Origin of the sequence: Colwellia sp. MB02u-10, from assembly GCF_014077185.1 — a bacterium.
Lineage (GTDB): Bacteria > Pseudomonadota > Gammaproteobacteria > Enterobacterales > Alteromonadaceae > Cognaticolwellia.
The window spans coordinates 1-13555 of the sequence record NZ_JACGVK010000137.1 but is presented as its reverse complement, the minus strand read 5'-3'; the positions used below and the strand labels follow the sequence as shown (position 1 = coordinate 13555).

The window sequence follows — 13555 nt, the reverse complement described above, 5'->3', positions numbered from 1 at the left end:
AATTAACCTAATGAATATTATAGCAAATATAGAGTGATTTATTATCTTGTTTTGAGATTGATTGATCATAAGTATTCGGTGCTTATTCGAAAAAGTGATCAAAACGTTTTCACACAGGCTGGGCTCATTGCTGACATAAGAGACAAATCTATTTACCATATATTTTCTAATGGTTTTATATGATGTTACTGAGGAGACTTAGTAACATACATCTGCCAGTCCATGTATCACGTTAAATTGTTGAGAATAAGCCTGCTAATGCACGTTTAAGGCAGGGGGGATTACCGAGAAGTTTTTTATAATATACTATTAGCTTTATTTAGCATCATTGACTGTTAGTGATTTTTAGTTAGAATCAAGGGGTTAGTGGATTTAGGCAGAAGTTTGGAGTTCGATTCTCCAGCTTAGCACTCTGGACATAATAACTGTACTCGCATTTGTAGTTATAACTTTAAATTACATAAGTAATTCGTTGGTTTCACGTACAACAATTAAAAGAGGAGGTTTTATGGAAAGATTAAAACAAAACGTAAAAAGTATCACAGCTTCGGTAGTAAATGGAGCGAGTGCGGTTTGTTCAAGTGTTGTAGCAACTGGGTTGACAACAGGGTTGAGTTCAGAGGGCTTACGCTCTTTGGGCTTCTACCTAAATCCATTAACTTTGTAGAATTCCTCCCCTATTTTAGCCAATTATCACTTAGCCCTCATTGCTGTGTTGGTATGCAGTTTAATCATCAAAGTTCTTAGCTCTATCTCAAATATACACATAATTTTTATTAGGCTTTAGGCTCACAAGGGTAATGTTATTTGCTGAAGGATAGCGACCAAATCCACAAACTTAAGTGCTGGGAATAAACACTGTATAAACACTTAGTGAGGTGTTCGTTATTTAACCCTTAGATGATATAATCGGTATTGTGATGGAGGTGTCATTGTAGGTTGCACTGTAATACTGTCATAGGTTACGACTATTAATAAAAAAAGGTGAAACAAAATGGCCACATCAAAAAGTATTACAGGTAATGAAGACGGAAAAAATGCTGAAAATCAAACTTATACTATCATTGGCAGAGGTGATGTATCTCGGGCTAAGTTAGCAAAAGAGGTTGATAAAGGTCAGCACCAAGGGGTTCATACTTATCAGCGTAATGGCGTTAAGTATGTAAGAGCAAATCCTAATAGTAACGCTACTGATAATATAGAAAAATAATAGACTTTAGCTACTAAGAGGGACTCTTGAAGGAGTTTCTTTTTATTACTTATTCTTAGGTGACCTTTCACCTTTCACCTTAAAACTTACAATAATAAAACTAAGGTTAATAAATGGCTACTGGTGATATCACTGCATCAATTCTGAAAATAGTTTCTGCTATAGCATCAACTAAGGCAGCTTTTAAGTTTATCTTTATAGCTGTACTCCTAGTGCTTCTCTATATTTTTGTATACGCTCCATTGATTTCTCTAGGCATACCAAGTGAGGCTATCAACTCAGTAATACCCTTAGTAAGCGTTGGAGTTAGTGTTTTGTTTGTGGAACTAGGTAGTTATTATATTTCTAAATATGAAAAGTCAAATGAACTGACAGAGAAAAATAAACTAGCCGAAGAAGCTAAAGCATTAAATACTCAAAAAGAGCAAGACCTACAGCAGGTTAGAGTTGATGCCTTTAAACATGCTTTTCCATATTTATCATCCACCAGCAAATCCTTATTATGGAAAGGGTTTAATCAAGATTACCTATTACAGCCTTATGGTGATGACTTTAATAACTATAAGGAATTGCTCGACCATGATGCCATAGTATTAAAAGCTTTTGTTAATCAGCGCAAGAGCCTGTATATGCTTTCACCTGTACTGAAGGCATATATTGAAAAAGAGTATGAAAACAAGATTGTTAAAGATGTCTACGACTTTAAAAGCAATTTAAGTCCGAAGGCAGAGGAGCTTTTAAATATATTTGTTAACCCGAATAAGGAGTCAAAGTATAATTTTGATTCTTTTCATCTACTAAAAAACAGCCCTTTGTTCTATGGTAATTTTTCTAAAACCCCCCTTTCAGTTAAAATAGAGATTAAAGAAAGTTATCGAGAGCATGTACTAGGCTTCTTCGAAGATACCTTTGGAGATGTAGCTGAAGCTGTATATGAAGCTAATCTAACTGCATCTCAGCTGTACATAGAGGAATAGCAACTGATGGCTCCTAATATCAGTTACATAGTTGCTACAGTTATTCCCGAGTCTGGAAAACCAAGATATTGAGGTAGTCTAATTTATTAGGCTGTTACAATTCAGTTATAAGGAGTGTTAACAATTTCAACACACACAAGTGATTGATATATAAAATTAAATCCAACCTAAATTACTAGCCAACAGTTAGTTTTGGTTCGTTCCTCGCACATATTAGCCGACTATTATTTAGCCCTTATTAAGGCGTTATCGATACAAAATCTAATATAACCAGTCCAATTAGCTGTAGTAGCTAATGTCCGCAAAATGGCATAAGTGATCGAAGAGGTTAAATCTAGTAAATATAAGATGTAGTGGTCGGTTGGGCTAAGTGGATAGCCCTTATTATTAAGGTGAAAAAGGTAGGATGAAAAAAGTGCTTTTTTACTTGAATTGTAGTTAATCAACAGGGCAGTTAATGGCTATTATACCTGCGCTAAGGCGCTAAGGCACTAATGAACTATGACGAGAATCACGATATTGCTTTGGTGAAATACCCACTAATTTTTTAAACAGGCGCGAAAAATAATAAGGGTCGCTATAGCCTAAGTCGCTAGCAATGTCTTTAATCGCAATATCGCTATTATCTAGCTGTAAACAGGCATGTTGAATTTTCATATTAATAAAATGCTGAATAGGCGAGCTATCGGTTAATTCTTTGAATTTTTTTGCAAAGTGAAATTTTGATAGCTGGCTATAATGCGCTAGCGTATCTAGGCTTAGCTCTTGGTGTAAACTGTTGCGCATTAACGCCTCCACCGCTTCCAAATCAAAACTTGAGCTATTATTAAACATGGTTAAACGCAATTGCAGGGCAAGAAAACTCAAAGCTTGTTGCAAAATATGAACGGCGTGAATAACGTTTGTCGCGGTATAGCCTCGAGCGCCCAATGCCAGTAAATGATCAAAGTCGCTAACAATAGTTTTCAATACACCCACATGTGCTTTGCCACTGTCCATTTTCATTAACAATCGCTCTGCAAAGTCTTGTGCTAATGTGCCAGTAAAATTAATCCAATAAACAATATTGTCAGCTGCTTTGCTGTCACGACTGGTCAGTTGTTTTTCACTTTGGCTGTGATTTTTTACCAAACCGTGAGTTTTATTAAGGGTAAAAGTGAACGCGGAATTAGGATTGATAATAACAAGATCGCCACGTTCTATAACTCTTTCTTTGCCTTGGTAAGCTAATTTCCCCGCCCCCGACAAGCAGTAAATCAAGGTATGGCAATGGTTATTCTCTTGTTGTAATTTATAGTTGTTATTTGCTTGTGTTATGCCTAATGAAACAGGATATAAACCGTCAGTTAAGCGATGCTTTGATAACTTTTTTAATAAAAAAACCGGGATAAACAAGCGAATGTCGGCTGTTGTATTAAGCTTGATATTTGCCATGTTATCCTATGGTTCTAAAGGTTAATGATAAGGTTTATGATATCTGGTCTAATCACAATATAGTCCATCAAATTGACAATAAAATCAATGTTCATTACATTTTTAGTGTGGTCTAATTTTATTACGAAATTTACATGATCAACTTTTACGACCAAAACTAGTGCCTTAGCCCTTTGTTGGTCGTGATGACTAAAAATAATTATTGTTTCATGATGGCGAGTTTTTTCGTTACAACGGCTTCAAGCGAGTGTGAAAAGCTCATTGTGAAAAAAATTTGATACATAAGAGAGTATGAGATGAATACACCAAGATATCAGTTAAAAAACAAGATCCGTATTGTTACCGCGGCCTCTTTGTTTGATGGTCACGACGCCGCTATTAATATTATGCGCCGAATTTTGCAATCAAGTGGTGCAGAAGTTATTCATCTTGGCCATGACCGCAGTGTTGAAGAAGTGGTTAATACCGCTATTCAAGAAGACGCCAACGCGATTGCCATGACCTCTTATCAAGGTGGCCATAACGAATATTTTAAGTATATGTATGACCTATTAAAAGAACGCGGTTGTGAGCATATTCGTATTGTTGGCGGCGGCGGTGGCGTGATACTACCTGACGAAATTAAAATGCTACAAGATTATGGTGTTACCCGTATTTACTCGCCAGATGACGGTCGTGCATTGGGCTTGTTAGGTATGATTGACGACATGTTAGAGCGCTGTGATTTTAAAACTGGCGTTAATGTTAAAAAAGACGACGTAGCTAATTTAAAGAAAGACGTGCCATTGCAAGATAAAAAACAAGCGATTGCGCGCTTGATTTCAGCCGCAGAAAACGCACCAGCAGAAAATAAAAGTAATCTTGATAAAATTCGTAAAATTGCCGCCGTCAGTAAAACCCCAGTATTGGGTATTACCGGTACCGGTGGTGCAGGTAAATCATCATTAGTTGATGAACTTATTCGTCGATTTTTAATGGCCAGCAACGACAGTAAAATTGCTATTGTGTCAGTTGACCCGTCAAAGCGTAAAACCGGTGGTGCCTTGCTTGGTGACCGTATTCGCATGAACGCGGTGAATAATGACCGTGTTTATATGCGCTCGTTAGCAACACGTCAATCAAACTTAGCCTTGTCTGTGTATGTTCATGACACATTAGATATCTTAAAAGCGACCGATTTTGATTTAATTATTTTAGAAACCTCAGGTATTGGCCAGTCAGATACCGAAATTGAAGAGCATTCTGATGTCTCTTTATATGTCATGACGCCAGAATACGGCGCGGCAACACAACTAGAAAAAATCGACATGCTCGATTTTGCTGACATTATTGCCTTAAATAAATTTGATAAACGTGGCGCACTTGATGCTTTACGTGATGTGAAAAAACAATATAAACGTAACCGTGGCATGTTTGAAGCCGGCGATGATGAAGTACCGGTTTACGGCACTATCGCGTCACAATTTAACGACCGTGGTATGACCGAGTTATATAACGCGGTGATCACGGCGTTAAACACTAAAGTTGGCTTAGTGGTTGGCGATATTCTCTCTACCGAAGGAACCTTAGCGAATAAAAGTAGCGTTATTCCAGGTAATCGTATTCGTTATTTATCTGAAATATCTGAAAGTAACCGCGGTTATGACGCTTGGGTTGAAAAGCAAGCAACAGTGGCCCAAAAGCTTTATGGCATTCATCAAGCGATTGAAACGGCAAAAGAAACTGACACTGAGGTTTCGGCTGATTTAGTAACGCAACTTGTAGCCTTATATGCTCATGTAGAGCTAGATTTAGATCCTAAAAACAAAGTATTACTTGAGCAATGGGCTGCTAAAATTCAACGTTATAAAGACCCTGAATTTAAATTTAAAGTTCGTGATAAAGAACTCTCGATAGCGACGCATTCAAAGTCATTATCGGGCAGTGATATTCCTAAAATTAGTATGCCTAAATATCAAGGTTGGGGCGATATCTTAAAATGGAATTTACAAGAGAATGTGCCAGGTGAATTTCCATATACTGCCGGTTTATTCCCATTCAAACGTGAAGGCGAAGACCCTACACGTATGTTCGCGGGTGAAGGCGGCCCAGAGCGAACTAACCGTCGTTTTCATTATGTTTCTAAAGGTATGCCGGCTAAACGTTTATCAACGGCGTTTGATTCAGTAACCTTATACGGTAACGATCCAGCGATTCGTCCTGATATTTACGGAAAAATTGGTAACGCGGGTGTCTCTATTTGTTGTTTAGACGATGCGAAGAAACTTTATTCTGGTTTCAATTTAGCCCATGCCATGACTTCAGTTTCAATGACCATTAATGGTCCTGCGCCCATGTTGTTAGGCTTTTTCTTGAATACCGCCATTGATCAACAATGTGAGCGTTTTATCACTGAAAATGGTTTAGAAAAAGAAGTGGCGGCAACGATTGCTAAAATTTATAAAGACAAAGGCTGTGAACGCCCAAGCTATCAAGGTGAATTACCGGATGGCAACGACGGTTTAGGCTTAATGCTATTAGGTGTCACCGGCGATCAAGTTTTACCACTCGAAGTTTACCAAGCGATAAAAGCGAAAACCTTAACGCAAGTTCGCGGCACGGTTCAAGCCGATATATTAAAAGAAGATCAAGCGCAAAACACCTGTATTTTCTCTACTGAATTTGCTTTGCGTTTAATGGGTGATGTGCAAGAGTATTTCATCGAAAAAGGTGTACGTAACTTCTATTCAGTGTCTATTTCTGGCTACCATATCGCGGAAGCTGGCGCGAACCCGATCACCCAATTGGCCTTAACCTTAGCGAACGGTTTTACCTTTGTAGAATATTACTTAAGCCGTGGTATGGACATTAACGAGTTTGGTCCTAACTTATCGTTTTTCTTCTCAAATGGTATCGACCCTGAATATGCTGTTATTGGCCGTGTGGCTCGTCGTATTTGGTCAAAAGCGATGAGAAATAAATATGGCGCCAATGCCCGTGCACAAATGTTGAAATACCATATTCAAACATCAGGTCGTTCATTGCATGCGCAAGAAATTGATTTCAATGATATTCGTACCACATTACAAGCACTTTACGCGATAAACGATAATTGTAACTCTTTGCATACTAATGCTTACGATGAAGCGATTACCACGCCAACGGAAGACAGTGTTCGTCGTGCGATGGCCATTCAATTAATTATCAACCGTGAATTAGGACTTTCTAAAAATGAAAACCCAATTCAAGGGGCTTTTATTATTGAAGAATTAACCGACTTAGTCGAAGAAGCGGTATTAACAGAATTTGATCGCATCAATGAACGTGGTGGTGTGCTTGGTGCAATGGAAACTATGTACCAACGTGGCAAGATTCAAGAAGAAAGTATGTATTATGAACACTTAAAACATTCAGGTGAATACCCGATTATTGGCGTTAATACTTTCCTCAGTTCAACAGGATCACCTACGGTTGTGCCTGAAGAAGTTATTCGCGCCACAGAAGAAGAAAAAAATTATCAAATTGAGATGCTAGCTAGTTTAAATAAAGCCAATGACGCCGAAGTACAAGTATTACTTAAGCGTTTACAAACGGCAGCTATTAAACAGGATAATATTTTTGAATTGATGATGGATGCTTGTAAGGTTTGTTCATTAGGCCAAATTGTTAATTCATTATTTGAAGCCGGTGGACAGTATCGTCGCAACATGTAATACGTGTTCAATTTATATAAGTAACCTGATAGGTATGAATGATGAGTAATTATCAAGCGCCAATGCGTGATATGCAGTTTTTATTACATGAAGTATTTAATGCTGAAAAATTATGGTCAACCATGCCGGCAGTGGCTGAGCTTATTGATCAAGACACCGCGGATGCGATTTTATCAGAAGGAGCAAAATTAACGGCTGGTGTTATCGCACCTTTGAATCGCAATAGTGATGAACAAGGTGCTAGTTGGACTAACGGCGAGGTAACAACGCCTGATGGATTTGCTAAAGCGTACCAAATGTATTGTGAAGGTGGTTGGGGAGCATTGAGTGGCGATCCTGAACATGGCGGTATGGGTATGCCAAAAATGTTGCAATCGTTTGTTGAAGAAATGACTCAGTCTGCTTCTATCTCATTCGCGCTTTATCCGATGTTAACCGCTGGCGCGAGTCTGGCACTGAGTGCACACGCGAGTGAAGACATGAAGCAAACTTATCTGGAAAACATGTATTCAGGTAAGTGGGCTGGCACTATGTGTTTAACCGAGCCTCATGCCGGTAGCGATTTAGGCATAATGACCGCAAAAGCTGAAGCGTTAGCCGACGGCAGTTTTGCCTTATCGGGCACTAAAATATTCATTACTGGTGGTGAGCAAGACCTAACTGAGAATATTATACATTTAGTCTTAGCGAAAATACCTGGTGCGCCGGAAGGCCCTCGTGGCATTTCTATGTTTGTTGTGCCTAAATTTCTATTACTTGATGATGGCAGTTTAGGCGCTAGAAATACCGTTAGTTGTGGTTCAATTGAACACAAAATGGGTATTAAAGGCTCAGCAACCTGTGTGATGAACTTTGACAGCGCAAAAGGCTTTTTAGTCGGTGAGCAAAATAAAGGCTTAAACTACATGTTCACTATGATGAACTATGAACGTTTAGGCATGGGCATTCAGGGAGTTGGTGCGGCTGAAACCTCATATCAACAAGCAGCAGAATATGCCCTTGACCGTATTCAAGGTCGCAGTGCTACGGGTGTAAAGTCGGTCAATAAAAAAGCAGATTCACTTATCGTTCATCCCGATGTCAGAAAAATGCTCTTAACCATGCGGGCGTTAAACGAAGGGGGGCGCTGTTTCTCCACTTATGTTGCTAAACAACTCGACATTGTTAAATTCTCTGCTGACAAAGCTGAAATACAACAAGCCGAGCAGTTAGTTGCGCTGTTAACGCCGGTGGCAAAAGCGTTTATGACTGATATGGCCTTTGAAAGTTGTAGTTTAGGGCAAATGGTTTTTGGTGGCCACGGTTATGTCCGTGAATGGGGCCAAGAGCAACTGATGCGCGACGTGCGCATTGCCCAAATTTATGAAGGCACCAATGGTATTCAGGCGCTTGATCTACTGGGTCGTAAGGTTGTTGCTAACAAAGGTCAATTTCTTGAGGTTTATTTTACTGAAATCAATTTATTCATTGAAAAAAACTTGAATAAACCAGTGCTAGCGGGATTTGTGCAACCTTTGGCTGGCGCTTTAGAAAAGTTAAAAGCGGTTACTGGGGTGATCATTGCCGAGCAAGCGCATGATAAAAATATGGTTGGTGCCTCAGCGACTGATTATTTGGCCGCATTTGGTCTAGTGAGTTATGCCTATATGTGGGCCTTGATGGCAGAAAAAGCGTCAGACCAATCTGAGCAAGACTTCTATCAAGCAAAACTTTATGTTGGTGGTTTTTTCATCGAACGATTACTACCAAGAATTGACGGTCATATTCATGCGATTGAAGCCGGCAGTAAAACCTTGATGGCCATGCCAGAAAATCTCTTTAATTATAATCATTGATAGAGTCATTAAGCTATTAACAGCAGCGGGTTAATGCACAAACCTTTAGCATTAGTTTTTGCTGCCTATCTTGTTTAAAGTCAGTTGAGGCAGCGTAATACTATTTTATTAGCGGCTGAGTCTGATTTCTCATCTTAGCCGTTAAAATAAATAATAGAGAGGGTGTTAACATGTCAACAGTTCCTGAAAAATTTACCGAATTTCGTATCCATAAAAACGATAAAACCATTACCAGCGGTTTTGAGCAAATTAGCTTAAACGACTTAACTGATGGTGAAGTGGTTATTAAAGTTGCTTACTCCGATATTAACTATAAAGATGCCTTAGCGGCCACAGGCAAAGGGCGTATTTTAAGAACCTATCCACTTGTTGGTGGTATTGATTTGTCAGGTGTTGTTGTTAGTTCTGAAGACTCGCGTTTTCAAACCGGTGATAAAGTGCTAGTTTGCGGGGCACAATTATCTGAACTTTATGATGGTGGTTACGCTGAGTATGCCCGGGTTAAAGCGGATTCCGTGGTTAATTTACCCCAGGGTATGAGCCTACGTGATGTCATGGCTTTGGGTACTGCCGGTTATACTGCGGCCCTTGCAATACAAAGAATGGAAGACAATGGCCAAGTGCCTGAACGCGGGCCCATTGTAGTGACAGGGGCAACAGGCGGTGTGGGTAGTTTTGCTATTAATATGTTGTCGAATATCGGCTATGAAGTGATTGCGTTTACCGGTAAAATCGAACAAGAACCTTACTTAAAAGCACTGGGTGCAAGCCAATTAATTAATCGTAATGATATTAAAATGAGCACCAAACCTTTAGAAAATGCCCAATGGGGTGGCGCAATCGACAACGTGGGTGGTGATACTTTATCTTGGCTCACTCGTACTACTTGCGTGTGGGGTAATATTGCATCCATTGGTTTGGCTGGAGGCATTAAATTGGATGCGACCGTTATGCCCTTTATTTTAAGAGGTGTGAGTATATTGGGTATCAATTCAGTGGAAATGCCGATATCAGTTCGTACCCAAGGCTGGAAAAGGTTATCAACTGACTTGAAACCAACAAAATTGGCTTTAATTTCTCCCACAACTATTGAGTTTAAAGACTTAGCTTACGCATTTGACGCTTATGTCGATGGTACAGTGACCGGTCGAACCGTCGTGGCTATTGATGCAACATTATAATTGTTTATTATATAGTTTATTAATAATGCAGCTAACTAGTGCAATTATATAGCGAAACTAAATAACAAAATTAACCAGTGAAATAACGGGAACAAAACTGAATGAGTGATGTGATATTTACAGAGTTAAGCAGTACAAATAATAAAAAAATAGCCATAGCAGAACTTAATGCCCCTAAATCGCTCAATGCATTAAATCTTTCGATGATTAAACTGTTAACCCAACAACTCACGGCTTGGCAACAAGATGACAGTATCGCTGTGGTTATTTTACAAGGCGCGGGTGAAAAAGCGTTTTGTGCCGGGGGTGATGTGGTTAGTCTTTATCACTACCTAAACGAGCTAGTAACTCCAATAGATGATCAAGTCATTAAAACCGGCTTCGCTCATGACTTTTTTGGCCAAGAATATGTCCTTGATCAATTAATTCACAATTTTAGCAAGCCCATTATGATCTGGGGCGATGGTTATGTCATGGGCGGCGGAGTAGGTCTGTTTGCGGGTGCCAGTCATCGCATCACAACTGAGCGTACTTTAATGGCCATGCCTGAAATAACAATAGGCTTATACCCAGATGTAGGATCGAGTTGGTTTTTAAATAAAACCCCTGGCGAACTAGGACTATTTTTAGGGATCACAGGTGCTGTTTTTAATGCCGCAGATGCTAAATATATTGGCTTGTCGGATTATACTATTGATAGTTTGTCTAAAAAGGATATTTTTGATCGTTTATTAACAGTGGACTGGCAAGATAATAATAAAAATCATCAATTACTAGATCAAACCTTGCTGGGGTTTTCTAATGATTTTGAGCATCACTTGCACTCTGAGTTAAAAGCAAATGAAGCGGGCATAGCCAAATTACTGGTTTACGATAACATTGTTGATATTCACACCGCGATTCTAAATGTAAAAACAGAGAATAAGTGGCTGACTCAAGCAAAAAACAAATTGCAGGCGGGTAGCCCTCTTAGTGCTTGTATTATATATAGACAACTACAAACGACTAAAACACTGAGCTTAAGCGAATGTTTTGCCTCAGAGTTAAATTTAATCTTACGTTGTTGTCAATATTCTGAAGCTTGCGAAGGTATTAGAGCGTTATTAGTCGATAAAGACAAAAATCCAAATTGGTCTTTTTCAAATATTAGTGATGTTGACAGTAAATTAGTTGATTGGTTTTTTAGCCCAATCAACTAGATAATATAATAGAGATAAAGGAAAAATAATGGATTTGAATAATAAAGTCATCGTAATCACCGGTGGTGGACAAGGTCTAGGCCGTTCGATGGCAATTAATTTAGCGACCCAGGGCGTTAAGCTCGCGTTAATTGATTTAAATGAAGCGCTTTTACAAGAAACGGTTAAATTAGTTGTAGAAGCGGGTTCAAGTGCAAAATACTATATTGCCAATGTCACAGACGAAGCTGATGTTGAAAAAACCTTTAGTCAAATTAATAGCGACTTTGATGGTATTGATGGCTTGATTAACAATGCCGGCATATTGCGTGATGGTATGTTTGTTAAAGCTAAAGACGGCGTAGTGAGTAAAAAAATGTCACTGGATCAATTTCAATCGGTCATTGATGTCAACTTAACCGGTGTATTTTTATGTGGTCGAGAAGCAGCGGTTCATATGATAGAAGGTAAGCGCAAAGGCGTTATTATCAATATGTCTTCTATTGCACGCGGTGGTAATATGGGCCAAACCAATTATGCGGCTTCAAAAGCTGGCGTAGTTGCCATGACAGTTACCTGGGCAAGAGAGCTTGGTCGTCATGGCATTCGTGTTGGTGCTATTGCTCCCGGTGTTATTCACACCGCAATGACAGATGCAATGAAACCTGAAATGCGTGAACGCTTAGAAAAAATGAAACCAGTAGGGCGCCTAGGTGAAGCCGATGAAATAGCCCATACCGTTAAATATATCTTTGAAAATGAATTCTTCACTGGTCGAGTTATCGAAATTGATGGCGGCCTTTGTATGTAATTTTGATAAGCTATTATCGAAATTACAGTAAGTAAATAAAAAGACGAGACTATCTCGTCTTTTTCGTTTATATAAGTACAGATGCCTAGCATCAGTAAATAGTCGAACACAGCTATAAGTAGAGTAAAATGAAAAAAGCACTTTTTCTAGATAGAGATGGCATCATTAATATCGACCATGGTTATGTGCACAAAATTGAAGACTTTGAGTTTATTGATGGCATCTTTGAACTTTGCCGATTAGCAATAGCTAAAGGTTATCAAATATTTGTTATCACTAACCAAGCCGGTATTGCTCGAGGTTATTATGATCAAGCCACCTTTGAAGCATTATCGCAATGGATGGTTAACGCCTTTGCAGAGCAAGCAATAACTATTGCTAAAGTTTACTATTGTCCGCACCATCCAACGAAAGGTGTCAATGAATTTGTTATGGCATGTCACTGTCGTAAGCCAGAGCCCGGTATGATCATACAAGCACAACAGGAATTTTCACTGACTTTAACTGAAAGTGTTTTTATTGGTGATAAGGTCTCCGATATGCAAGCAGCTAGTAATGCTGGTATCAAATGCAGAATACTTGTTAATAGTCGTTACACTGATGAGGCTGCTTCAGAACAGATTGAAGGTGTAAATCGCGTTAATAACCTTGAGCAAGCAAGTAAGTTTATAAAATAAGTTTGTTTTATCATCGTATTGTATGATTAAAAGGCAAACGAACACTTATTCGTAATTTAATAACAATTAGGTGTTGACGTGAAGCCAGAAATCTCTAGAATGCGCTCCAGTTCCAAGGGGTAACCCCAAAGAGCTGTTTTAATAAGTTATCTTATTCAGTTCAAGCTGATTTGGTTAACTTAACGTGATAAAACGAGTTGTTTGAAAGTTAAAAAAACTTTTAAAATAAAACGAAATAAGCGTTGACATTAAAACAGAGTTGCGTAGAATATGCATCTCGCTTCAGGCAAGGCCTGCAGCAACGAAACAAAGCGAATGAGATTTTGTTTCGGTTAGTTATCTCCTTGGAGATAAACTAGCTTTCTTTAACAATTAGTTATCATGCAATTTGTGTGGACACTCACATTAACGTTGATTTTACATAGTTACCTCCGGGTAACAAAAAAACAGCTTAATATGATGTCACACAAAAATAAGTATCATTTAAATCTTCGGGTTTAAATAATACGTTTTATGTAGTTACTTTATCCTTAGTCGGAATAGAGTGACACGACAGAATT

Annotated in this window: 9 protein-coding genes; 8 read left to right on the top strand and 1 reads right to left on the bottom strand. The window is 38.7% G+C overall.

The window, feature by feature from the left end:
• The first annotated feature begins 994 nt into the window (after window positions 1-994).
• Both H4J59_RS17255 and H4J59_RS17250 read left to right on the top strand, forming a co-directional pair.
• Window positions 995-1210: a DUF3892 domain-containing protein gene (locus tag H4J59_RS17255; protein ID WP_182197820.1), complete on the top strand. Its 216-nt coding sequence runs from the start codon at window positions 995-997 to the stop codon at window positions 1208-1210.
• 113 nt (window positions 1211-1323) lie between these two features.
• Entirely contained in the window at window positions 1324-2187 is an 864-nt protein-coding gene (locus H4J59_RS17250; RefSeq protein WP_182241239.1) for a hypothetical protein, read from the top strand.
• Window positions 2188-2670: 483 nt separating this feature from the next.
• Here H4J59_RS17250 and H4J59_RS17245 read toward each other — a convergent pair whose 3' ends face one another.
• Window positions 2671-3621, bottom strand: a complete 951-nt coding sequence (locus H4J59_RS17245; RefSeq protein WP_182241238.1) for an AraC family transcriptional regulator — start codon at window positions 3619-3621, stop codon at window positions 2671-2673.
• Between the two features lie 296 nt (window positions 3622-3917).
• Between H4J59_RS17245 and H4J59_RS17240 the strand changes: the two genes are divergently transcribed.
• The 6 genes from H4J59_RS17240 to gmhB all read left to right on the top strand — a co-directional run bounded on the left by H4J59_RS17240 (window position 3918) and on the right by gmhB (window position 12995).
• Window positions 3918-7313, top strand: a complete 3396-nt coding sequence (locus H4J59_RS17240; RefSeq protein ID WP_182241237.1) for a methylmalonyl-CoA mutase family protein — start codon at window positions 3918-3920, stop codon at window positions 7311-7313.
• Window positions 7314-7351: 38 nt separating this feature from the next.
• Window positions 7352-9148 (top strand): acyl-CoA dehydrogenase C-terminal domain-containing protein, encoded by a 1797-nt coding sequence (locus tag H4J59_RS17235; RefSeq protein ID WP_310733218.1) that lies wholly within the window; start codon window positions 7352-7354, stop codon window positions 9146-9148.
• A gap of 170 nt (window positions 9149-9318) precedes the next feature.
• Entirely contained in the window at window positions 9319-10329 is a 1011-nt protein-coding gene (locus H4J59_RS17230) for an oxidoreductase (protein WP_182241236.1), read from the top strand.
• Window positions 10330-10430: 101 nt separating this feature from the next.
• Entirely contained in the window at window positions 10431-11528 is a 1098-nt protein-coding gene (locus tag H4J59_RS17225; RefSeq protein WP_182241235.1) for an enoyl-CoA hydratase/isomerase family protein, read from the top strand.
• Between the two features lie 28 nt (window positions 11529-11556).
• Complete coding sequence (locus H4J59_RS17220) at window positions 11557-12318, top strand: SDR family oxidoreductase (RefSeq protein ID WP_182241234.1); 762 nt, start codon at window positions 11557-11559, stop codon at window positions 12316-12318.
• Window positions 12319-12446: 128 nt separating this feature from the next.
• On the top strand, window positions 12447-12995 hold the full coding sequence (gene gmhB / locus H4J59_RS17215; RefSeq protein ID WP_182241233.1) for a D-glycero-beta-D-manno-heptose 1,7-bisphosphate 7-phosphatase: 549 nt from the start codon (window positions 12447-12449) through the stop codon (window positions 12993-12995).
• Window positions 12996-13555: the final 560 nt, after the last annotated feature.

Coding starts and splice junctions, on each gene's coding strand:
- H4J59_RS17255 (WP_182197820.1), top strand. CDS start 995: ATGGCCACATCAAAAAGTATTACAGGTAATGAAGACGGAAAAAATGCT.
- H4J59_RS17250 (WP_182241239.1), top strand. CDS start 1,324: ATGGCTACTGGTGATATCACTGCATCAATTCTGAAAATAGTTTCTGCT.
- H4J59_RS17245 (WP_182241238.1), bottom strand. CDS start 3,621: ATGGCAAATATCAAGCTTAATACAACAGCCGACATTCGCTTGTTTATC.
- H4J59_RS17240 (WP_182241237.1), top strand. CDS start 3,918: ATGAATACACCAAGATATCAGTTAAAAAACAAGATCCGTATTGTTACC.
- H4J59_RS17235 (WP_310733218.1), top strand. CDS start 7,352: ATGATGAGTAATTATCAAGCGCCAATGCGTGATATGCAGTTTTTATTA.
- H4J59_RS17230 (WP_182241236.1), top strand. CDS start 9,319: ATGTCAACAGTTCCTGAAAAATTTACCGAATTTCGTATCCATAAAAAC.
- H4J59_RS17225 (WP_182241235.1), top strand. CDS start 10,431: ATGAGTGATGTGATATTTACAGAGTTAAGCAGTACAAATAATAAAAAA.
- H4J59_RS17220 (WP_182241234.1), top strand. CDS start 11,557: ATGGATTTGAATAATAAAGTCATCGTAATCACCGGTGGTGGACAAGGT.
- gmhB (WP_182241233.1), top strand. CDS start 12,447: ATGAAAAAAGCACTTTTTCTAGATAGAGATGGCATCATTAATATCGAC.